Annotated in this window: 23 protein-coding genes; 12 read left to right on the forward strand and 11 right to left on the reverse strand. The window is 42.8% G+C overall.

Going from position 1 to position 23,022, the window contains the following annotated elements; translation table 11 throughout:
- Positions 1-29 precede the first annotated feature (29 nt).
- Positions 30-560, reverse strand: a complete 531-nt coding sequence (locus tag CLV59_RS07295) for an ExbD/TolR family protein (RefSeq protein WP_111591359.1) — start codon at positions 558-560, stop codon at positions 30-32.
- Between the two features lie 221 nt (positions 561-781).
- The gene (gene asnS / locus CLV59_RS07300) at positions 782-2,221 is read right to left on the reverse strand and encodes an asparagine--tRNA ligase (RefSeq protein ID WP_111591360.1); all 1,440 of its coding nucleotides are present in this window, start codon (positions 2,219-2,221) and stop codon (positions 782-784) included.
- A gap of 468 nt (positions 2,222-2,689) precedes the next feature.
- Between asnS and rho the strand changes: the two genes are divergently transcribed.
- The gene (rho, locus tag CLV59_RS07305; protein ID WP_111591361.1) at positions 2,690-4,423 is read left to right on the forward strand and encodes a transcription termination factor Rho; all 1,734 of its coding nucleotides are present in this window, start codon (positions 2,690-2,692) and stop codon (positions 4,421-4,423) included.
- A 166-nt stretch (positions 4,424-4,589) separates the two neighbouring features.
- On the opposite strand, the gene CLV59_RS07310 is transcribed toward rho, so the two are convergent.
- From CLV59_RS07310 to trmB, 7 genes are all read right to left on the reverse strand, one after another.
- On the reverse strand, positions 4,590-5,195 hold the full coding sequence (locus CLV59_RS07310; RefSeq protein ID WP_111591362.1) for an outer membrane beta-barrel protein: 606 nt from the start codon (positions 5,193-5,195) through the stop codon (positions 4,590-4,592).
- Positions 5,196-5,495: 300 nt separating this feature from the next.
- On the reverse strand, positions 5,496-6,242 hold the full coding sequence (locus CLV59_RS07315; RefSeq protein ID WP_111591363.1) for a LytR/AlgR family response regulator transcription factor: 747 nt from the start codon (positions 6,240-6,242) through the stop codon (positions 5,496-5,498).
- Between the two features lie 30 nt (positions 6,243-6,272).
- Positions 6,273-8,360 carry a histidine kinase gene (locus CLV59_RS07320; protein ID WP_146616141.1) on the reverse strand — a complete coding sequence of 696 codons (2,088 nt, stop codon included), beginning with the start codon at positions 8,358-8,360 and terminating at the stop codon, positions 6,273-6,275.
- A gap of 19 nt (positions 8,361-8,379) precedes the next feature.
- The gene (locus CLV59_RS07325; protein ID WP_111591365.1) at positions 8,380-8,610 is read right to left on the reverse strand and encodes a 4a-hydroxytetrahydrobiopterin dehydratase; all 231 of its coding nucleotides are present in this window, start codon (positions 8,608-8,610) and stop codon (positions 8,380-8,382) included.
- 72 nt (positions 8,611-8,682) lie between these two features.
- Positions 8,683-9,126, reverse strand: a complete 444-nt coding sequence (locus CLV59_RS07330; protein ID WP_111591366.1) for an IPExxxVDY family protein — start codon at positions 9,124-9,126, stop codon at positions 8,683-8,685.
- A gap of 130 nt (positions 9,127-9,256) precedes the next feature.
- A complete protein-coding gene (locus CLV59_RS07335; protein ID WP_111591367.1) occupies positions 9,257-9,466 on the reverse strand; it encodes a DUF5522 domain-containing protein in 210 nt (69 codons plus the stop codon).
- Positions 9,438-10,145, reverse strand: coding sequence for a tRNA (guanosine(46)-N7)-methyltransferase TrmB (trmB, locus tag CLV59_RS07340; RefSeq protein WP_111591368.1), 708 nt, complete (start codon positions 10,143-10,145; stop codon positions 9,438-9,440). Before trmB ends, CLV59_RS07335 begins: the two co-directional genes overlap by 29 nt.
- 633 nt (positions 10,146-10,778) lie before the next feature.
- Between trmB and CLV59_RS07345 the strand changes: the two genes are divergently transcribed.
- Positions 10,779-11,246 carry an Lrp/AsnC ligand binding domain-containing protein gene (locus CLV59_RS07345; RefSeq protein ID WP_029465139.1) on the forward strand — a complete coding sequence of 156 codons (468 nt, stop codon included), beginning with the start codon at positions 10,779-10,781 and terminating at the stop codon, positions 11,244-11,246.
- A 56-nt stretch (positions 11,247-11,302) separates the two neighbouring features.
- On the forward strand, positions 11,303-12,235 hold the full coding sequence (locus tag CLV59_RS07350) for a tryptophan 2,3-dioxygenase family protein (RefSeq protein ID WP_111591687.1): 933 nt from the start codon (positions 11,303-11,305) through the stop codon (positions 12,233-12,235).
- Between the two features lie 3 nt (positions 12,236-12,238).
- Here CLV59_RS07350 and CLV59_RS07355 read toward each other — a convergent pair whose 3' ends face one another.
- A complete protein-coding gene (locus CLV59_RS07355) occupies positions 12,239-12,946 on the reverse strand; it encodes an alpha/beta fold hydrolase (RefSeq protein WP_111591688.1) in 708 nt (235 codons plus the stop codon).
- Between the two features lie 208 nt (positions 12,947-13,154).
- Here CLV59_RS07355 and CLV59_RS07360 point away from each other — a divergent pair, with 208 nt between their 5' ends.
- The 9 genes from CLV59_RS07360 (at position 13,155) to CLV59_RS07400 (ending at position 22,699) form a co-directional block, all read left to right on the forward strand.
- Positions 13,155-13,874 carry a DUF4290 domain-containing protein gene (locus tag CLV59_RS07360; RefSeq protein ID WP_111591369.1) on the forward strand — a complete coding sequence of 240 codons (720 nt, stop codon included), beginning with the start codon at positions 13,155-13,157 and terminating at the stop codon, positions 13,872-13,874.
- A complete protein-coding gene (murA, locus tag CLV59_RS07365; RefSeq protein WP_111591370.1) occupies positions 13,874-15,181 on the forward strand; it encodes a UDP-N-acetylglucosamine 1-carboxyvinyltransferase in 1,308 nt (435 codons plus the stop codon). The genes CLV59_RS07360 and murA overlap by 1 nt, the downstream gene beginning before the upstream one ends.
- 56 nt (positions 15,182-15,237) lie before the next feature.
- Positions 15,238-15,843, forward strand: coding sequence for a guanylate kinase (gmk, locus tag CLV59_RS07370; protein WP_245950825.1), 606 nt, complete (start codon positions 15,238-15,240; stop codon positions 15,841-15,843).
- Positions 15,844-15,885: 42 nt separating this feature from the next.
- The gene (locus tag CLV59_RS07375) at positions 15,886-17,148 is read left to right on the forward strand and encodes a hemolysin family protein (RefSeq protein ID WP_111591371.1); all 1,263 of its coding nucleotides are present in this window, start codon (positions 15,886-15,888) and stop codon (positions 17,146-17,148) included.
- A 613-nt stretch (positions 17,149-17,761) separates the two neighbouring features.
- Positions 17,762-18,622, forward strand: a complete 861-nt coding sequence (gene tatC / locus CLV59_RS07380) for a twin-arginine translocase subunit TatC (RefSeq protein ID WP_111591372.1) — start codon at positions 17,762-17,764, stop codon at positions 18,620-18,622.
- A gap of 54 nt (positions 18,623-18,676) precedes the next feature.
- Positions 18,677-19,135: a ribose 5-phosphate isomerase B gene (rpiB, locus tag CLV59_RS07385; protein WP_111591373.1), complete on the forward strand. Its 459-nt coding sequence runs from the start codon at positions 18,677-18,679 to the stop codon at positions 19,133-19,135.
- Between the two features lie 115 nt (positions 19,136-19,250).
- Entirely contained in the window at positions 19,251-20,780 is a 1,530-nt protein-coding gene (locus tag CLV59_RS07390; RefSeq protein WP_111591374.1) for a M28 family peptidase, read from the forward strand.
- Positions 20,781-21,385: 605 nt separating this feature from the next.
- Complete coding sequence (locus tag CLV59_RS07395) at positions 21,386-21,916, forward strand: HdeD family acid-resistance protein (RefSeq protein ID WP_111591375.1); 531 nt, start codon at positions 21,386-21,388, stop codon at positions 21,914-21,916.
- Between the two features lie 282 nt (positions 21,917-22,198).
- Complete coding sequence (locus CLV59_RS07400) at positions 22,199-22,699, forward strand: RNA polymerase sigma factor (RefSeq protein ID WP_111591376.1); 501 nt, start codon at positions 22,199-22,201, stop codon at positions 22,697-22,699.
- A gap of 184 nt (positions 22,700-22,883) precedes the next feature.
- On the opposite strand, the gene CLV59_RS29285 is transcribed toward CLV59_RS07400, so the two are convergent.
- A complete protein-coding gene (locus CLV59_RS29285) occupies positions 22,884-23,015 on the reverse strand; it encodes a hypothetical protein (protein WP_262511895.1) in 132 nt (43 codons plus the stop codon).
- Between the last annotated feature and the right edge of the window lie 7 nt (positions 23,016-23,022).

Consider the following 23,022-nt stretch of genomic DNA (forward strand, 5'->3'; position numbering starts at 1 on the left):
GAATTTCGGGCGGAATGGCTGTCTGTAGCTTAATGGAAATACCTGGATTCTTCCTGGGTGATGTCTACCACTGCATATCTGTCTACCCGGTTAATCAGCATTTCATCCATAATATCCACCAGGTTCTTGTAATTGGAGGATTTATCTGCTTTTATCAATACGGTCAGGTCGCTCTGATGGAATTGATCCTCTACTTTTTCCTTTTTCCGGATGATCACATCCCGGATACCGTTGGTATTGGCAAAATTGGTGTAATGTAGTTCCGGCGGACTTTGCGGGTCATTGCCCATGCCTTCATACCAGGCTACTTTGTTGTCTGGGCCGAGAATAACAGTCAGCGCTTTGGACTCAGCCAAAGCCGTGCGGGTTTTGCCATCGTCGGCAGGCATAATAAGGTTTAAGGTCTTAGGTTGTGATAAAGTAGTAGTGAGCATAAAGAACGTGATCAAGAGGAATCCGAGATCCACCATAGGCGTCATATCCACGCGGGTGGATTTCTTCACAGCTCTTTTTTTACCATGCCGGTTACTGCCGTTTGTGTTTGTATTTATTTCAGCCATTGTAATGCAGTTTAGTTAATCAAAATGGTTGAAAGCGCTTTCAGTAATTAGATGATTTAATGGGAGTTTTCCATAAAGAGTATTTTATATGCTAGTAATTTTTCATTTCGAATCAATACTTGGGAGCATACCTGCTCTGTTTGCTATTATTGGAAGTTTATAAAAAAAGCAAAGGGCCGACGATCGTCGGCCCTTTGCTTTTTTACAGTATTGTGTAATGATTAGAATTCTGCGTTCTTTGGCGTTCTTGGGAAAGGAATCACGTCTCTGATGTTGGTCATGCCAGACACGAACAACACGAGGCGTTCGAAGCCCAGACCGAAGCCTGCATGTGGCGCGGTACCGAAACGACGGGTATCGAGGAACCAGCTGAGTTCTTCTACTGGTACGCCCATTTCCTGCATGCGACTCACGAGTTTATCGTAGTCTTCTTCACGTTGGCTACCACCTACGATTTCACCGATGCCAGGGAACAGGATATCCATTGCTCTAACGGTTTTGCCGTCGCTGTTGAGCTTCATATAGAAAGATTTGATTTCTTTCGGATAGTCTGTCAGGATAACTGGTTTTTTGAAATGTTTTTCCACCAGGTATCTTTCGTGTTCGCTCTGCAGATCAGCGCCCCAGCCTTCAATGAGGTATTGGAATTTCTTGTTTTTATTAGGCTTGCTGTCTTTCAGAATGGAGACAGCTTCTGTATATGTCAGACGCATAAACTCGTTGTTCACAACGAACTCCAGTTTTTCGATCAGACCCATATCGCTGCGCTCTGCCTGAGGTTTTTGTTTTTCCTCTTCAACGAGTCTGGAAGCAAGGAACTCCAGGTCTTCACGGTTATTATCCAGTGCGTATTTGATAACGTATTTAATGAATTCCTCTGCGAGGTTCATGTTATCTTCCAGTTCATAGAAAGCCATTTCCGGTTCGATCATCCAGAATTCCGCCAGGTGTCTGGCTGTGTTGGAGTTTTCAGCGCGGAAGGTGGGGCCGAAAGTATAGATATCGCTAAGAGCCATTGCTCCGAGTTCACCTTCCAGCTGACCGGAAACGGTGAGGTTGGTGGAGCGGCCGAAGAAATCTTCTTTAAAATCGATCTCACCGTTTTCTGTGCGTGGAGGATTTTTCAGGTCCAGGGTGGTTACACGGAACATCTCGCCGGCGCCTTCAGCGTCGGAAGCGGTGATGATAGGCGTATGCAGGTACTGGAATCCTTTTTCGTTGAAGAATTTATGTACTGCAAATGCGAGGGAGCTGCGCAGACGAAAGATAGCGCCGAAAGTGTTGGTGCGGAAACGCAGGTGAGCGATTTCACGCAGGTATTCCAGGCTAGGTCTGTTTTTCAGTTGCAGCGGATATTTTTCAGGATCGCAATCGCCCAGAATTTCCAGGGTTTTTGCTTTCAGTTCTACGCGCTGGCCTTTACCCATAGAAGGGATAATTTCGCCGGTAGCACTGATAGAAGCGCCTGTGGTAATGCGTTTCAGGGTAGCAGGATCTGTATTTTCAGTATCAATTACGATCTGGAGAATATTATTGGTAGAGCCGTCATTCAAAGCTATAAACTGATTGTTGCGGAAAGAACGCACCCAACCCTTTACTGTAACTTCGTAGTTTGCCCTGTCGTCGGACAAGATCTGTTTGACTTTTACCCTTTGGCTCATATAGATAAATTTTAGGAATGCAAAAATAAGCGGAAATATCCATAGTGCATAGCCCGCCTACCTGCAATTAAAGGCAGAAATGCAAGCCCAGGATAGCCAATGAAATGTTAAAAAACTCGATAATATAAATATACGGAGGTCTGGTTTAGGGAGATACGGAGCCCTAGCCACGGCTTGATTTACCCTGTGCTGAGGCGGCTGCAATCAAGACGCAACAAGGAAAGACGGGGGAATTAGGCGGCTAAATTTTTTTGGATAATAATAAAAGATGTTTTAATCTTGCATACAATCTGTCTGATCAAGTCCAAAGATTACCACCTTCATCAGCAGTTCCTGAACTCAAGCATTCCCTATCAAATTTAATTTCAAATTAAATTTATTGACTCAAAACAATTATTTGTAATTGGTGCGTGTTGGTATGCAGTGGTACCCGCCTCACATGACTTCTAAAATTTGACAACTCAGATGATGTACGACATCTTACAATTGAACGACATGCTCGTTCCAGAGCTTCTTGACATCGCCGAGAAGCTGGACGTTCCCAACGCGAAGAAACTGAATAAACAGGACCTTATCTACAAGATACTTGATAAACAAGCGGTAATGGCTTCTGCCGATAGCCAATCAAACGGCGAAGAAAAGAAAGCACGCAAACGCAAACCTGTAAAAAAAGAAGACGAGCACGTAGTTGAAGAACCCATCCACACTGAAGAGAAACCAGCAGCAAAGAAACCAGCTAAGAAAGCAACAACTGGCAAATCCAAAGACACTGAAGAACACTCCGAACCAGCTCCAAAGTCCAAAATAAAAAACTTCGAAATCGATCTGGACAGCATTCCTTCCCTGACTTTTGATGATGATGACGATGTAATCATTCCTTCATTCACAGAAGATATGGAAGAAGAAGAAGAGGAAGAAGAAACGGTTGCAACTCCAGCGCCTGTCGCAAGAGAAGAAGAGGAAGAAGAGGAAGATGAAGACGACGACTTTGTAATGCCGGAAGAGCACGATAACGTTGCCGCTGCTGCTGCAACTACTCAGAAAAACAAATTCAATAATAAAAAAGAACCTGCCTTCAATATCGAATTTGATGGCGTAATCGTCAGCGAAGGCGTATTGGAAATGATGCCTGATGGCTATGGTTTCCTCCGTTCTTCCGACTACAACTACTTGAGCTCTCCGGATGATATCTATGTATCTCCGTCTCAGATAAAATTATTTGGTCTTAAAACCGGCGACACCGTGAAAGGTGCTGTCCGCCCGCCAAAAGAAGGAGAAAAATATTTCGCACTGCTGAAAGTAGAAACCATCAACGGTAAATCTCCTGAAGAAGTGCGTGATCGCGTACCTTTCGATTACCTGACACCACTGTTTCCATTCGAGAAACTGCGTCTGACCACTACTTCCAATAACTACTCTACCCGTATCATGGATATGTTTACGCCGATCGGTAAAGGTCAGCGTGGTTTGATCGTAGCGCAACCTAAAGTGGGTAAAACCATGTTGCTGAAAGAAGTAGCAAACGCTATCGCAACAAACCATCCTGAAATCTACCTGATGGTTGTATTGATCGATGAACGTCCGGAAGAGGTAACTGATATGGAACGTAGCGTGAAAGCAGAAGTAATCGCTTCTACCTTCGACGAACCTGCAGAGAAACACGTAAAAGTATCTGCTATCGCACTCCAGAAAGCAAAACGCCTGGTAGAATGCGGACACGATGTAGTTATCCTCCTGGATTCTATCACCCGTCTGGCCCGCGCTCATAATACCGTTGCTCCTGCTTCCGGTAAAGTACTGAGTGGTGGTGTGGAAGCAAACGCCATGCAGAAACCTAAACAATTCTTCGGGGCTGCCCGTAAAATTGAAAACGGCGGTTCCCTCACAATCCTCGCTACTGCCCTGATTGATACAGGCTCTAAGATGGATGAGGTAATCTTCGAAGAGTTCAAAGGTACCGGTAACATGGAACTGTTGCTGGATCGTAAACTGGCAAACAAACGTATCTTCCCGGCTATCGATGTATCTGCATCCTCTACCCGCCGTGATGATCTGCTGCTGGATAAAGACTCCCTGAAACGTATCCATATCCTCCGCAATCACCTGGCAGATATGAACACAGACGAGTCTATGCACTTCATGCTGCAACATATGCGTGGAACCAAAAACAATGAGGAATTCCTCATCTCTATGAATGGTTAATCATTAAATACAGATAATTTAAAAGCCCGTCTCTACTTAGTAAAGACGGGCTTTTTTATGCCTTGTTGTTATTGATAAACTTCCTGTAAAGTAAAACGCCTTCCTGCATAACAGGAAGGCGTTTTTATACCATAAAATTTTTCACATAAAGTCACATGGGAAACTACTAGAACAGGAAGTTTACACCCAGTCTGAACTGTTTAGTGAAGTTAAATTTGAAGTCGTTATTGTTGGTTTTAGCACCGGTTGCTTCCAGTTTGTCTTGCTGCCAAGCATAACCGATGTTACCGAACTGACCTTCCACCATGAAGTGCTTAGTAACAAAGTAAGTGATACCAGGAGCAACATTCACGTTGAAGCTGTTAAAGCTAGTGATTTTGTTGTCAGCAACTTTGGTGTTACCGAAGCCATAAGACGCATTTGCTTCAGCATAGAATGCGAATTTAGACTGACCCAGCATGTGGTAGTTACGAACGAAGATACCTGGAGCGATAGACAGGGTTTTGGTCTTAACATCATTCTTGTCTTTGTTGAAACCAAAATCTGTATCTGCAAACACACCCAGTACCCAGTTACTGTTCAGTGCATAACCCACTTTAGGGCTGATACCGAAGGAAGTGTTGGTATTTTTTTTGTCAGCGTCTTTTACTTTATCAGAGTGAGTAGCTACGTTAACGTTACCACCCAGTAAAATATCACCTTTAGAAATCTGTGCTTTTGCAACTTGAGTGCCGAACAGTGCAACTGCGGCCATTACAATCAACTTTTTCATCTTTCGTTAATTTAAATATTGATTAAAACTGTGCTTCCTTAATTTTTTCCTTTCTACATACTCAGCTTCGTGCCGTTCTTGGTTGACTGTAATCAGCTCTTCTTTTAAGATCTGACTATTTGACTTTTTTGTTTCACGGGTCAAATGTACGAGCAAAACAGATTCAACCAAATTTTTTTGTTAAGAAATTGTTACGTATCCTTCGCGCACTTGTATTATTTTATTCTTTTACAGGGGGTAAAAAGCGCGGAAATAATGCCTGGGAGAGTGTTTGGGGCTATTCTCAGTAACGTGTCATATTCATTGCAGACGTAATATCAGGTCCTTTTTTCTTCTTTCTGTGATATCCAAAGTGGCTCCATTGCGTAAAATTACCTTACTACCATCGCCGGAAATCCTTGTCACGGCTGACAATTGCACCATTTGGGAATTATTTAACTGATAAAACCGAAGCCCGGAAAACAGCTCCTGATAATACCTAAAACCAGCTGCAGCACTGATGGCCTGGCCATCTCCCATATAAAAAACAGCAAACTCATCCACTGCTTCAAAATATATAATATCAGATATAGATATGATGTGTTCTGTTTGCTGTTGATCCGGAACAATCATCTGCCAGTCTGTTGCCTGATTATGATTGAAGTTTTGCATCAGCACATCGTAACGCCTGGTATTACTTGCCGCCGAAATCCTTGCTGATACTGCATTTACAGCCTGTAATAAACTTTCTTTATCGATTGGTTTTAATATCAGTTCTACTTCACTGAATCGAATAATATGCAGAAACTTCTTCTCAAAAGCAGTCACAAAAATGGCCTCAAAAGGAATGTCTGCCTGTGTGCCGGAAAGGATGTCAAACCCAATACCATCCGGCATCTCCAGATCAAGGAATACTAGCTGTGGCTGGTGCCGACGAATCTTCTCTATTCCATCAGCACAATCAGAAGCCATATCGGCAATCGTCACAAAAGGACAGTACTTCGCCAGCATCAGGGCAATAATATCCCGGCTGTTTCTTTCATCATCAATAATAATTGCCTTAATCATAACTGCATACTTTAAAATGAATATCCTGGCTTATAACTGAGGGATAAGAATAATCACCAGTGTACCGCTGTCTTCATCGTTCCTGAGGTATTTATCTATAATCTCTATCTGAATCTCCGTGTTGTACATTTTGTTCAGCAAGTCGGCGCGGTTCTGGCTGATTTCCATTCCGGACGACTGATGATGTTGGGGCAGTGTACGAAGTGCACGAGATCTGCTAATGCCTATGCCATTATCTTCTACTATACATTCCAGCATATCGGATGCTATTTGTTTGAATCGCACAGATAGCTTTCCTGTAGACTGTTTGGGGTTGGTCATACCATGTTTAACGGCATTTTCAACATATGGTTGTAATAGCATCGCTGGTATTTCCAACTCTGCGGTGGCAATTCCGGGATCTACTATTACTTCATATTCCATACGATTTTCAAAACGCATCCTTTCTAATCCCAGATAAGTATTAAGATAAGTAATTTCATCTGCCAACGAAATAAAATTTCTCCGGGAGAAATCCAGCGTCTTCCGAATCAGATAAGAAAAGTCGGACAAGTATTTCTGCGCATACTCAAAGTCACGCTGCATTACAAACAACTGAATAGAGTTCAGACAATTGAAAATGAAATGAGGATTGATCTGCGCTCTGATCGCTTTTAGTTCTATCTCCGTTAATTTTTTAACGTATTCTGTTTCCAGCTGTATCTTTCTTTGTTCTTCGAGTTCTTGTTTTTTACGAAGGATTTCCGTGGTCTGTTCTTTTACGAGTTCTTCGAGTTGCTCATTCAGCTTGCGTTGCAGCTCTTTATTCTTATTCAATTGCTTGATCAGCATTTCTTGCGTACGGGTTCTTTCCACATGTACCAGCTTATTTCTGTAACTGAGTCCTGCCAATACAAACATGGCCTGTAGCAGGATTCCGCCGATCATCAGAAAAGTTGGCGCTGATAATTCTTCCAATGCGCCTATTAACCCTAACGGGCGTACGTGAAGAAGAAATGAACCAAGACAAGCCAGATATAAACAGATAGATCCCAATAGGAAAAACCGCACCAGTGGATGATGTTGGGATCTTCTCGCCAGCGCGATAAACATAATTAATAAAGGAAGCAGTGTCCCAAAATATACATACCCATAAATGATAGTAGGCAGGTGATACTGTTCTTCTGCAATACAATAAATACAGATAATAATAAGTCCGCCTACTGCTGCCGCTACCCATGTGAAAACCCTTTCCATAAAGGGATAGCGCGATTTCAAATTCAGAAATGTACTTCCAAATAGCAGGTACATCAGGTAAAAGCAGAATAGCAACGCTGGAATATTCCAGTAGTATTTCAACATGGGCCAACGATGGAAGAATGACAACTGATAAGGCTTGCTCTCCAGTCGCAATGCAAAGAAGAGCATCAGTCCCAGTATATATAAAGCGAAATACAGGTAAGAGCGATCGGGTAGTTGTATATAATTAATAAGAGAGATACTGAAGAATACCAGTAGCATACCCAGCAAAACCAATATCACCACGGAATCTTTTCGATATCCTTCTTCCTCTGTATTTTGAAATTTTACAAACGCGTTGGTATTGTATAATGTAGCGACGAGCGGACTTTCATTAAATGATTTATTGACGATATGGAGATAACAAGTTCTCGTGGCATGTGGTGGCACTTCTGCAACAAATGCATAATGGTTCCATCTTTCCACGCCGCCGCGGTCCAGCATGAGCCCTGTTTGCATCATCAGTTTAGGAGTGTCGGTGGGGGATTGTACATACCAGTACATGAAATCATGCCATCCGGCGAATAGTAGCCAGTAGGCCATATTATTCCCTGGGTTATGGATGGTAAACTTTAACCAGCAGTTGTTCTGGCGTTTATTATTCCTGGGATTGGCATGAAAGAGATCCTTATTCTGGCTGAAGGACTGATGGACGACCTGACTGATATTCAGGGTACCATTAACATCCTCGAGGGTGGCGGCATACGGACGCATGTCGACTACGATAGGAGCAGCGGATGCTTCAATCGTTAAGGTATCAGGCAGGGGGATCCTGTTGTTGGCAAGGGTAGCTGAGGCTGTAAAGGAGAACAGCAGCAGCATTAGCAAGATGCGCTTCACAAAGTGGCGTATAATATAACTACAATAATTGGTCTATGGCTGCCGCCAGTTTTTTATCACGATCAGTAACAATGTTGCCGGCATCATGTGTGCTCAGATAGATATCCACCTTATTATAAACGTTGGTCCAATACGGGTGGTGGTCCATCTTTTCGGCTGTCAGTGCCACTTTGGTCATGAAGGCAAAAGCTTCCCGGAAGTCCTTAAATGTAAACGCCCGGTGCAATTGATTATTTTTTTCTTCCCACATAAGAGGAGATTTTTAATAATACAGATGAGCTTTTCGATGAGGACTGGTTAAATTCTTTTGGATACTGCCTGTCTAAAAAATGAGGTTCATCTTATTTTTTATTTCCCTGATATCGAGTAAAGATACTAATTGTACTTGCGGAACCTTACGTAATTCTTCCACTATTTTTTTGGCATCTTCCAGCTGATAGTAATCCCCTTTGATCATCCAGAGGAAATGGATTTGTTTTAGCTCTGGCAGCAGGAATTCGGCTTGGCAATGGTTGTTATAGCAGTAATGAATCACGGCATTGGTGGCTTCATGGAAATCAAATACTGGGAAATGGTAAGACCGGCTCTTTTTGGAGAGGGTAATTTCCAGAGAGTTGTTAACCCTGAAGTTGGTATGCAGATGACGGTTAATCTGCCAGCAGAGTTGATAATCTCTGGCAGTGGAGGCAATACCTATCAGATGGGAGGAGTCGAAGAAGTCTTCCACCAATTGATCCTGATCCAGTTTCAGTTTAAGTATCGTCATACGAAAAGTTAATGGGGAAAGTATGTCAATGGTTCACAAGCTATGAACTTAGTTGGACATTTCAGTTTTTGGGAAGGCGTTTTTTCGGAGTAATAATAATTTAGGGAGATGATAGTCGCTTTGCCAGCAACTATCTCTCTCCTTTGGTATTTTTATTTTCCTGTCTTTTGGCCAGGAGAATGGATTTTTTTGGTTCGGGTACGCTCTCGAAGTTATATGGACAGTGTCGGCAGCCATTCCCGCAGCAGAAGCCGCGGTCCAGGTGGAACTTTTCAGTAAAGACCATATACCCCTGTTCGTTATAATAGAAATCAATATTCTCCACTAACGGCTGCTTCATCGGACGGCAGGTTAATGCTGCGCCAGTCCAGTGGAGCGGCAGGCAGCTGGAATTTAAGATATCGAATCGTACGGCCATCGGCGAGGTGCATTTTCTCGTAATGGGTCTGGATTTGCAGGATAGCAGGCACTTCAGGCATTGCGTAAACGTCTGGAATATTCTCCAGAACGGTGCATCCGGTTAATTCCACCACCATTTTAGTGAACTCGTAGAGTTCAGCGGAATCTGTTTTCAGGTTGATGGTAGCGCCAGGAGCCAGGAGAGGTTGGTACAGCTGCAAAAACTTAGGATGGGTCAGTCTTTTCTTGGATTTGGACTGACGGAGGAATGGATCTGGGAAAGTTATCCAGATTTCGCCTATTTCGCCTGGTGCGAAATAGTTATTCAGCTTATCGATCTGGGTGCGGAGGAAAGCAGCATTTTTCAGGTTATTGTCCAGTGCTGTTTTGGCGCCTCTCCAGATGCGGTTCCCTTTCAGGTCTACGCCAATAATATTTCTTTCCGGGAACATGCGGGCCATTCCTACGGTGTAGTCTCCTTTACCGCAGGCCAGTTCCAGTGTTACCGGGTGATTGTTATGAAAGAATTCGTGCCATTTCCCTTGCATCCCTTCCGGGTATATTAATACATTAGGGAAAGTTTCTATTTCAGCGAATCGTTGTAATTTTTTTTGTCCCATTTGGCCGCAAAAGTACGAAGGATTTCTTTCTCGCAAAGTGATCACCGCGCCTGCGGCGCTATAGAGCGAGTGGAATTTTTCTCGCAAAGCAACATAAGCAGCTAAGGGGCAAAGGTCTATGTTATATTGTATATTATATTATTTGGTTGATTTGGAGAGGAGAAGTCAAGGTTGAGAAACAATTATGTCCGATATCCGCAACACTTAATTATCTGCTGCTTTGCTGCTTATGCTGCTTTGCGTGAGAATTAGCGCCGCAGGCGCATAAAAAAAGCCCGCGGACATGGCCCACGGACTCTTTAAACCAATTCAGCTGTAGGAGGAGGATTCGAACCTCCACGAGGCAGTTAGCCATAGTACAAGTAAGATTAGTGGTCAACCCAATTATACTACGTTTATCCTGTGATCCCCACCCCCGAGACAAGAGGGCATGTCTGCCAGTTTCATCACCCCACAATGTGATAATCAATACTATATGAATTACTTTATAATTGCTTATTGAGTAATGATTATGATACAAATCTAAATAGAAAGGCTATTTCTTGCAAATTTTTTAAGAAAAATTTTTGAATTTTCGATATTTTTTAAATATTTGCATATAACTTTAAAACATTCAAAAAACAAATTGTAAAAATGAGCCACAATTTGAATATTGACAAACTGGATTTGCAGATTATCAGCGAGATGATGAATAATGCTGAAATCTCTTATGCGGACCTGGGAAAGAAGTTGTTTGTGTCCGGTGGTACCATCCACGTTAGGATGAAGAAATTGCAAGAACTGGGTATAGTTAAAGGTACTAAATTACATGTAGATTTAAAAATGATTGGATATGATGTAATTGCCTTTATTGGAATTTACCTGGAAAAAAGCTCCATGTACGATACCGTAGCCAAAGAATTACGGAAAATTCCGGAAATGGTGCGACTGAACTACACAACCGGGTCCTATAGTATGTTTGCAGAGATTATCTGTAAAGATATTACCCAGCTTCGCCGCATTCTGCACGACGAATTACAGAAAATCAAAGGCATTGAAAGAACTGAAACCCTTATCTCACTGGAAGAAAGCTTTTACCGTACTATAAACGTGGTGGAATAGGAATGGGGATGGAGGAATGGTCGTTGCCATTTCAGCCATTATTCCTAAATTTCATCATGGTTACAACAGAAATAGCCGAGAAAATACAGCAACTAGAAGAAAAATATGCCGCGATGGGTCAAAATCTGTCCTCCTACCTGGATGGATTACTATATGCGGATTACCTTACTTATTGGGACTATATTCAACTGGATGTTTTGCTGAACCTGCAACATCCCCGCACGCCGTTTCCGGATGAGAGCATCTTTATCATGTATCACCAGATTACGGAATTGTATTTTAAACTTTCACTCAAAGCGATTGAGCAGGTATGTCATGCCCCTGAATTGACAGTGGAAATCTTTAAAACACAGGTGAAGCGTGTCAACAACTATTTCAAGAGTCTGATCAGTTCCTTTGAAATCATGGTAGACGGAATGGAAAAGGAGCAATTCCTGAAATTCCGGATGGCGTTATTGCCTGCCAGCGGATTCCAGAGCGGACAATTCCGAATGATTGAAATCTGTTCTACCTCGTTACCGAACCTGGTGTACGAGGCGCAACGGGAAGAGCTGAAAGGAAAAGGGCTGAAAGAGACACTGGACCAAATTTACTGGAGAAGCGGCGCTACCGAACTGGCTACAGGCAAGAAAACCCTTACCCTGCGGCAGTTTGAGCTGAAGTACATGGAAACTTTCCTGAAAACGGCCCAACAATATGAAGTGAACAATATGCAGTTGCGGTATCAGCAACTGATGCCGGAAGAACAACAGGAAGTAAAACCGTTGCTGCGGGAATACGATATGAATATCAATGTCCGCTGGCCACTGATGCACTATAAATCTGCTGTACGTTACCTGCACAAGAAACCGGAAGATATCGCTGCAACTGGCGGTACCAACTGGCAGCAATTCCTGCCTCCGAAAAATAAACGCATTGTATTCTTCCCGGAATTATGGACGGAAGAAGAACTGAATAATTGGGGCAAAGTAGCCATGGAAGAAGAATAGCGACTATATCTTCTGCGTGGTAAAACGCCTGATATGATATGCCAATAACGGTACATCTGCTTTTTCAAGTGGATGTATCGTGTCTGGCAGAATAGCCATTTGTGCTTCTGGCAGCGCTTTATAAGCCTCAATCGTTTCCTGGAAAGAGACCATGTTGTCTTTGTCGCCCATCATCAGTAAGCATGGAGAGGCAATCATGGCATAGTCGTTGGCCTTCAGGAGCGTCTGGTGTCCCAGTTCGGCAATAAGGATGGCCGTCATATTTACCACTTCCTTCCAGTCGGATGCTGCATGTCTTTCTTCCAGTACGCGGGCGAATGCAGGCACTTTTTCTTCAATCAGTTCCGGATTCAGTTGTTTTACTTCCCGGCCGGCAGTGGCTTCATTCCAGTTAAATTTGGTGGCGAGGGTCATGATATGACCAATACGTTCCGGATGGTACCGTGCGAGGTAGAGGGCTACATATCCTCCCATACTATAACCGAAAATGTGGATAAAATCGAGCTCCCTTTCTTCCAGGTAACGTAACACTTCACCTGCAAATACGGGAATACTGAATCCTTCTGGAGAAAAAGGCTGATGACCATGCCCGCTGAATTCCACCGTATGAACATCGTAGTGGGGTTCCAGAGAGGCTTTCAGGGTGTCGAACTGTGGGGCGGCGCCCAATGCGCCATGTAATAATAAAATGGGGATTTTTTGATGCTGCATAGTTAAAACTAAGAAAAAAATAACTGCTGTCAATGGAGCCCGACCAGCTTCCTGAGTTTTAACAGGAACAAAGATTAGATCTGAAATGTTCCTCATATTTTTTTATTATGTTTGCAATGATGTTGCCGATTAACTTCTTCCCTTTTGAGCACTTCGAAGTTCTCATTTAAGATGTCTCCTCATCAAATAATACTTTTAAACAATAGTAATGGAATACAATACCACGCGTAATCACCTGATAATGAAAGAGTACGGCAGGAATATCCAGAAAATGGTGGAATTTCTGCTTACCATTGAGGACGATATGGATCGCCAACGCAATTCAATGGCGGTTATAGAGCTGATGGGTACGCTGAATCCGCATCTGAAGAATGTGGAGGATTTTAGACATAAACTGTGGGATCATATCTTCAATATCTCTGGTTTTAGTCTACAGGTAGAGTCGCCATACCCCATCCCAACAAAAGAAACTTTAAAGGCAAGACCAGAAAGACTGGAATACCCTAAAAAATACCCAAGAAACCGTCACTTTGGAAAGAACCTGGAAATGGTGATTGATAAAGCCATTGCAGAAGAGAATCCAGAGAAGAAAGAAGGTTTCACCCAAACAGTTGCCAACTACATGAAGCTGGCTTACAGCAACTGGCACAAGGAAAGCGTACACGATGATGCGATCCGTGCAGAGTTGTCATCCATCACTGGCAGTCAGTTGGAATATCATCCGGGGGCCCCTAGCGTTATTGCTAGCAGCAGTACGCAGCAGTTCTCTCAGGGCGGTGGATCACAAGGTGGAGACCACTTCCGTACCAGCAGCGGCAAACGCAAAAACTTCCAGCAGAATCAGAAGTTCAAAGGCGGCAGCGGTAACAGCGGCAAAGGAAATAACAACAAGCATAATAACAAATTCAATAAAAACAGGAATAAGTAGTGAGCAGTGCTTTTGAAGTAAGAGGCGGCAACCGTCTGCAAGGGGAAATTGTACCCCAGGGTGCCAAAAATGAGGCTTTACAGATCATCAGTGCAGTAATGCTTACCCCTGAAAAGGTAACCATATCCAATATCCCCGACATCGTTGACGTGAATCTCCTGATAGAACTCCTGGGAGATGCCGGGGTTAGGATTAACCGAGTGAGTAGAGATGTCTGTGAATTCCAGGCTGATAATATTGACCTGGACTATCTTCAAGGTCCGGAATTTAAAAAGAAATCTGGTCGTTTACGCGGCTCCGTAATGATTGCCGGTCCACTTCTGGCCAGGTTCGGAAAAGCGTTCATCCCTAAACCAGGTGGCGATAAGATCGGCCGTCGCCGATTGGATACGCACATCATCGGTTTTGAAAGACTGGGTGCAAAATTCATTTACGATTCAGATGATAATTTCTTCCGCCTGGAAACAAATGGTCTGAAAGGAACATATATGCTCCTGGATGAACCAAGTGTAACCGGTACTGCCAACATCCTGATGGCAGCAGTAATGGCTGAAGGAACTACCACCATATATAACGCAGCTTGTGAACCATACCTGCAGCAGCTTTGTAGAATGCTGACCCGCATGGGTGCAAAAATCCAGGGTATCGGTTCTAATATGCTGATCATTGAAGGGGTGAAATACCTGGGTGGCTGCGAGCATACTATGCTGCCGGATATGATCGAAATTGGATCCTTCATTGGACTGGCTGCTATGACCCAGAGCGAGATTACCATTAAAAATGCAGGTGTGGAACATCTGGGAATTATCCCGGAGAAATTCCGTCAGCTGGGTATTAATCTCGAAATCCGGGGCAACGATATTTACATTCCTTCACAGGAAACATATGAAATCCAGACATTCCTGGATGGATCTATTCTCACTGTCTCCGACCACCCATGGCCGGGCTTCACGCCGGATCTGCTCAGTATCGTACTGGTAGTGGCTACACAGGCAAAGGGTAGTGTGATGATTCATCAGAAGATGTTTGAAAGTCGCCTCTTCTTTGTGGATAAACTGATTGACATGGGTGCACAGATTGTACTGTGCGATCCGCACCGTGCAGTGGTGATTGGTCTTGGCCGTCAGCATGCGCTCCGTGGTATTACCATGTCCAGTCCGGATATCCGTGCGGGAGTATCGCTGTTGATTGCAGCGCTCAGCGCAGAAGGAAAGAGCACGATTCAGAATATTGACCAAATAGACCGCGGCTATCAGTATATCGATGAGCGACTCAGAAAGCTGGGTGCAGATATCAGACGCGTTTAAAATATTACCGTTCATAACACCAACAGAGCCCAAATACCAGGACCAAATTCTGGTTTTTGGGTTTTGCATTTGGGGTAGCTGAGAAAGGATTTATGGAAAGAAAAATTATCATTATCACTGCGCCATCAGGAGCAGGAAAAACAACCATCGTAAAGAAACTGCTGGCAACCATGCCGCAGCTGGCATTCTCCATTTCTGCCAGTACCAGACAAGCCCGCGCTAACGAGGTAAACGGAAAGGATTATTACTTTATATCCCTGGATGAATTTCATCAGAAGATTGAGGAAAATGCTTTCGCAGAGTATGAAATGGTGTACGCCGGAAAATATTATGGTACCCTGAAGAGCGAATTGGAACGGATTTGGAGTAATGAACAATTTCCGATGGTAGATATTGATGTAAAGGGAGCGTTATCAATTAAGGATAAATATCATCAGGATGCATTGACTATCTTTATTGAGCCGCCTTCCATTGATGCGTTGAGAGAGCGCTTAAGCGAACGTGGCACAGAAACCCAGGCTTCTCTGGAAGAGCGACTGGCAAAGGCGCGATACGAACTTTCTTTTTCACATGAATTTGATAAAATCGTTGTAAATGATGTGCTGGAGAGAGCCTATGAAGAAGTGAAAGGTCTGGTGACAGATTTTTTAAATATAAAATAGCTCAGTGATTGTTGGTTTTCCTAATTTGTTATTTTTGATGCGATGGACGGATACACAATTATTATTTTAGTCTTCCTGGTTTTGCTGGCTGGTTTCTTTGCTGGCATTGAGTCTGCGTTCGCAAATGTGAACAAACTCAGTATTGAACTCAAGAAAAAGCAGGGTAGGACTACCGGCAAAATTCTGGCTGGGCTGAATGAGCATCCCAGCAGGTTACTGGCTACGAGTCTCGTAGGTTTTACAATTACCATCGTTATATACAGTATTATGATGGCAGGCACTATCCAGCCGCTTGGCGTAGTAGCTGCCCCTGAGATTGCCAGCATTCAACCGCTGGTGATTTTCCTGGAAATACTGTTGGCGTCTTTAGTAATACTGTTCCTGGGCTTTTTTATTCCCAAGGCGATATTTCGTTCACGACCAGAGGCATTGCTGAGTTTCTTTGCCTTGCCGATTTCGATTATTGCCAAGCCGCTATATATTATTGGTAATATGTTGGTTTCCATTGCAGAGTGGATGTTGAAATACTTGTTCAACGTGCGTTTGCTGGAAAACAGGGAATCATTTACCCGGGTGGATGTAGATCATTTCATCCGTCAGTCGCAGCAGCATGTTAGTGAAAACCAGGAATTAAATACCGAGCTCTTTGAAAATGCATTGTCGCTAGCCCATGTAAAGATCCGTGGCTGCCTGATTCCCCGCAAAGAAATCGAGGCCCTGGTAATAGATAGTCCCATTGAGCTGGCGAGAAGCAAGTTCATGGAAACAAAACTTTCTAAGCTGGTGATATATGAAGGCAGTATAGACAATATCCTGGGGTATATACATCAATTGGATATGTTTAAAGCGCCTGCGGATATCAAAACAATTATTCACCCTATTCTGGCGGTTCCTGAGACGATGAGTGCGATAGATCTGCTGAGTAAGTTCAATAAGGAAAGAAAGAGTATTGCCTGGGTAGTAGATGAATTTGGGGGTACGGCAGGAATTGTAACGATTGAAGACGTACTGGAAGAAATATTCGGAGAGATCAAGGATGAGCATGATGAGGAGGAATTTGTAGAGAAGCAGATTGCCGAGAAGGAATATATATTCTCTGGCAGGCTGGAGCTTGATTATTTGAATGAAAAGTACGGATTGGATTTTCCGGAGGATGAAAGTGAGACTTTATCCGGTTATATTATTAATCATCATGAAACGATCCCTAAGATTAAGGAGCGGATAATAATAGATGATTATGAGTTTGATGTACTGAATGTAACGGATACAAGGATAGAAATGGTGAAGATGAAGATACTCGGATAGCAAAAATTGCAAAATTTGCAGTGATTTTTACCGCTGATCACAAAAATTCTTACCATTTATATTTTTTCTTAATATTTGTGTTAACATCACAATAACAAAAATTGCTAAAACGTTTTTTAAAAAAGTAGTAGGAATTTAACACGGAATGTATACATTTGCTGTCGTTGATGTAACACTATGATTTGATTTTTGTTAAAAGGTTGTAAAAAAAGTGTTCCAACATTGATAATAAAATATTTCTCGTTATTTTTGTACTACAAAATAAAGCTGCCAGAGATTCTTACTTATTCTGAACGCTTGCCATCAATTAGGTAAGTAGTAGATCTGGAAGCCAAAGACATTCTCGAATTCAACTTTTTTGGGGTTAACAAACAATGGATGAAAGGCCGGCTCTTGATTCTTCTCGGGCTGGCTCTTTTTTTGTACCTACCTCAACCACGCACTTCTCTTCTTTCTTAAAGTAATGTTGCAAACTCTGCGGGAAACGTGTCTCCCTACACCTTTTCAATTACTATTTCCGTACGTAAAAGAGTTCTGTTATTTGTTCTGTTCAACAGCTATATTTGTGCTCCTGATTTGATCACCGTTTTCAACCTGGTTTGAACAGTAAAACATGTTAAAGAAATTTTTCTCGAAGAATAACGATAAGGCAGAGATGTCGTTTTTTGACCACTTAGAAGACCTTCGCTGGCATATCGTTAGATCAGTATTAGCAATCGTCGCGTTTAGCATATTTGGATTTCTCTATACCCAGGAGATTTTGGATAATGTGATCTTCGGACCTACCAATGCCAGTTTTCCTTCTTACAGAGCCTTATGTAGTATAGGCCATTTCTTCGGCTTAGGAGATGCGCTTTGTATAACGCCGGAAAAGGTGACCTTCCTGAACTATAAAATGGTGGGTCAGATTATGCTCCAGTTTAAGCTCGCATTTATCATCGGTTTCGTATGTGCGTTTCCGTATATTTTCTGGGAGTTCTGGCGCTTTGTGAAACCAGCGCTGAAAGAGAAAGAGCTGAAAGGCGCCAGAGGCGTTATTTTCTGGGTATCCTTACAGTTTTTCATGGGGATATTCTTCGCTTATTTCCTGATGCTGCCGTTTACGATTAACTTCCTCGCATCTTATAAGGTGACTGATAAAGCAGTGAATCAGTTCTTTATTGACGATTATTTCGACCTCGTATCGCAGATTGTACTCGGTATGGGATTGTTGTTTGAATTACCGGTGCTGGTATTTTTCCTCACGAAATTCGGCCTTATTACGCCTAAATTCCTTCGTAGTTACCGCAGACACGCTATCGTGGTGATTCTGGTATTGGCGGCTGTTATTACGCCTCCGGATATCGTTGACCAGCTGATTGTATTTACGCCGCTGTACCTACTGTATGAAATCAGTATCTTTATATCGAAAAAGGCGTTACGTGATCGTCAAAAGAAAACTGAAACTGTAGAAGAAGTTGAAGAATGGTCCTAATCACACAACAGATAGGTAATTAGCCAACTTCATTCAATTGTAAACTTACTTGATATGGAAAAAAATACCTTTAACCTTGCCCTGCCGGTAGCTATCGGCTCTGACCATGCGGGTTTTGAGTACAAGGAAGAAGTAATTTCATTTCTGGAAGCAAAAGGACTGAAAGTAAAAGATTTCGGTACTTCTTCTAAAGATTCGGTGGATTATCCGGATTATGCTCACCCGGTTTCTACTGCTGTAGAGCGGGAAGAAGCTGCATTTGGCATCCTGATTTGTGGTAGTGCAAATGGCGTAGCTATTACGGCCAACAAACATCAGGGCATCCGTGCTGCAATTTGCTGGGGAGAAGAGTTGTCAAGACTCGCACGTCAGCATAATAACGCCAATGTACTCTGCATTCCCGCCAGGTTTGTAGATGTACCGGTAGCCAATGAAATGGTAGATGTATTCATCAACACGCCTTTTGAAGGTGGCCGCCACGAGAACAGAGTTCGTAAAATGGCTTGCCTGTAGTAACAGCGGCCGTAATTATAAATTTTTGTATTTTAAAGAGCCGGGGAACTTCCCGGCTCTTTTTTGTGTTATACCATTATACCACAGGATCCCATAGCTAAAAATATTCTTCCGCATGAAATTTACCCGTGTTGCCGTTTACTGTTTGCTTTGTATTGTGATGACTGTTTCCTGTCAGGCTCAGCCGGCGCCAACAACGCCAGATATCGCCAGACAATTTGCTGCATTCATTGATACAACCTGGTTACGTCAACGACTGGAAGTAATTGCCAGTCCACAAATGGAAGGACGGGAAACCGCTACCCGTGGGCAAGCCAGAGCGGCTGCTTATATCGTATCCCAATTACGTGAAGCAGGGTTACAGCCGGGAGCTGCCGGTCAATGGGAGCAGTTTTATAATATGTATGAAGACACGTTGCTCACTGCCCTGATACGTATCAGAGATAAAGAATATCATTATGGGGAGGATTTTATTACTGATTTGCTGGAAAGTAAATCAGAGCAGTTAAATGTGGATCAATTGGTATTCGCTGGTTATGGCTTGAGAAATGAGCGCTATGACGATTATAAAAACCTTGATGTCAAAGGCAAGGTGGTATTGATCCGCGAAGGAGTACCGTCCGGCGTTCCCAGAGAATACGGCATCTCTTCCAACAAACTGGCAGCCGCCAGAGCTACTGGCGTTAAAGCATTATTGGTGATATCTCCACAAGCCAGTAATTATCGTTTGCTGAATAAATCACAACTACGACATACAGGATTATATATGCCGGGAGAAGCAGGTACCGGACCCAATATATACCTCATTACACCCGCTATGGCAGCTGATTTGCTGGGTAAGCCTTATGCAGATAGTTTGTATGATCCTAAGAAGAAAAATTTTCGTATAGCCACACATGTTAAGGTTCCTATCCATATTGAATTAGAAAAAAAGAGTTTGGTATATCATCCTTCTAATGTGTTGGGGATGATACCTGGTACTGATAAAAAAGACGAGTATGTTTTTGTGACAGCACATTATGATCATCTTGGCCTGCAGGATGGCGTATTATATCCCGGAGCAGATGATGACGGTTCAGGTACAACGGCTGTGATGGCTATTGCGAACGCTTTTGCTAAAGCGAAGGCGGCCGGCAACGGACCGAGGAGAACCATGATATTTATGTTAGTCTCCGGAGAAGAAAAAGGGCTCTTAGGATCAGGATATTATACCTCACATCCGCTATATCCTCTGGAAAAAACGGTCGCAGATCTGAATATTGACATGATTGGTCGAATAGATCCGGCACATGAACGTGATACTAATTATATTTACATCATTGGGGATAACAGGCTGAGCTCTGAGCTACGAGGGATTAATGAACAGTCGAACCGGATTACCAGATTCAAATTGGATTACAAATATAACGACCCCAATGATCCGGAAGATTTTTACAGGAGATCGGATCATTATCATTTTGCGGAAAAGAATGTTCCAGTTATTTTTTATTTTAATGGAACGCATTGGGATTATCATCAGCCCGGAGATACGGTAGATAAGATCGATTTCCCATTGTTACAGCGCAGAGCCCAGTTGGTATTTTATACAGCTTGGGAGATCGCTAACAGAGAGGACCGCTTGAAAGTGGATAAGGATGGAAAATAAAACAGAAAAACAAATACAATATATCAACTGGTTAACCTTTGTTTTTCGTATAGGCGTTAATGTGAGGTTGGAGAATTTGCAAGAAAGTGGCCACCCAAAAGCTTTTTGTTTATTTTAACAAAATTTTATAAATTTATAATAGAGTCCTAGTCTTAAAGAAACAACGCATATGTTGTTTATAGTATGTGAATCTATTAGAATGATTTAGCTATCAGTTGTTTTTTATCAGGCTGATATTTTTCGAGAGTCCGGTACCCGTTAAACATTTTGAACTAACCTGTTGTTGTTCAAGCAGTAATTTATGTTTTAGGGGGATCTTATGTCCTAACATTTGATATTTTGGTACCCCGTTAATTGATTACAAGTATAGATTACTGAATATGAAAACACCTGCCTTAATGCGCTTATACAAAATGGGGTGAAATCTCCATAAAGTGGATGCGAGAAAGGGTCTATTTAAGCAACAAGTAGTGAATAGGGGAGCTGGTACCTGGGTTTCTGCATATTCAAGAGATTGTTATTGTTATCGAAAAAGTCTGATTGTACGCTGATCGCCACCTACCGATTATTTGCGCGCGGATTGTGAAACCATAAACCAGGAATGCATGCCGAATTTTTATAGCGATTATTGGTGGATTTTTCTGTTGAGGGGTTTGTTTGCCCTGATACTGGGAATACTGGCTATTTTCATGCCTGGCGCCACTTTTACCACGCTGGTAGTATTTTTGGGGGCTTATCTCTTCATTGCCGGCGTATTCGCTATAGCAGGGGCGCTGGCCGCCCGTAAGACTTCTGAGAATTGGGGAATCTTTCTGTTGTCGGGAGTAGTTGGTATAATATTAGGGGTCCTTACCTTGATAAATCCATTCGCTACGGGAAATGCCCTTATATACCTGGTGGCATTCTGGGCTATGATAGCCGGATTGTTCGAGATGATTATCGCTATCAGGCTGAGGAAATTAATCACAGGAGAAGGCTGGTATATAGCTGGAGGACTGCTGACTATCTTTTTTGGCATTGTGCTGATATCCAATCCAGTGGCGGCCGCCATTACCCTGACCTGGATTTTTGGCTTTTATGCTGTTGTAACAGGAATTATGTTGATCTCTTTATCAGTGAGGCTACGCAGGCGTTGAGCCTTCCGGATTTTACCCTTTATTTTTCGATTGCCCCATATGCAAGCATATTTTCTAACTAAAACGCATCACTATGAAACTAAAAACACCAGATTAACGGACCTGTATTGGCTGCTGACCAGGTGTTGATACCTCCTGCGTTCAAATGCCGTACAATAAGACCGGCAGATGCACCGGGTGGAGCCCCGGCGATTACCATCTCTGTCCGTCTTCCCATTTACTCCCTGCTCCTGTTGGAGCTGCTTACTGTAGCGTATTTCGAAAAATTTAAAGTTAACCGTTATGTCATCCACCGAATTCAACAATTTGTTACTAGGAAACGCCGATTTTCTGCGTCCATACGCAGTTACGCTAACCAAAGACTCTGAGTCAGCCAAGGACCTCTACCAGGAAACCTTGTTCAGAGCTTTGTCGAACCGCGATAAGTATCTGGCGGGTACCAATATCAGGGCCTGGCTGTATACCATTATGCGGAACATCTTTATTAACAATTACCGCAGAGGAAACCGCCAGTACAGACTGCTGGATAGCGCTGTGGGTGACTATCTGCTTAGTCATCAGCCCTCTGCCGTTGGGAATTTCGCAGAATCCGAACTGCGGGTGAAAGATGTTCAAATGGCGGTATATAATCTGCCCATTATCTTTAAACAACCCTTCCTCCTTTACTTCGAAGGGTACAAGTATTACGAGATTGCAGCAATTCTCAATGAACCGCTTGGAACGGTTAAAAGCAGAATCCACTTCGCAAGGAAAATGCTGAAAACCCGTATTACGAGACATTGATAGCTTAGAACGATAAAAACTAATAGCTGAGTTATATATAATGTTTTTTGATAACGGAAGCCTGCAAACCTCGATACCTTAGTTTTATCGCCGCTACATCTATGACGACCCTGTAGTGAGCAAAAAGTACAAGAAGGAGAACCATGCGGTTGTATCTGTCTTCCCTCACAGATGCATAAGCTGTCTATATGCTGTTCTGTTGTTTGCGGGCTTCAGTTATCTGAAGTGAAATTCCTGCTTGTACTTCCTGTTTCCTGAACTCTCCCTTTTTCTCTCCACCGGATTTTTGTACTTTTACACCCTTCAGATTTAGCATACAAAAA

The sequence above is a fragment of the Chitinophaga dinghuensis genome (assembly GCF_003259435.1).
Classification (GTDB): domain Bacteria; phylum Bacteroidota; class Bacteroidia; order Chitinophagales; family Chitinophagaceae; genus Chitinophaga; species Chitinophaga dinghuensis.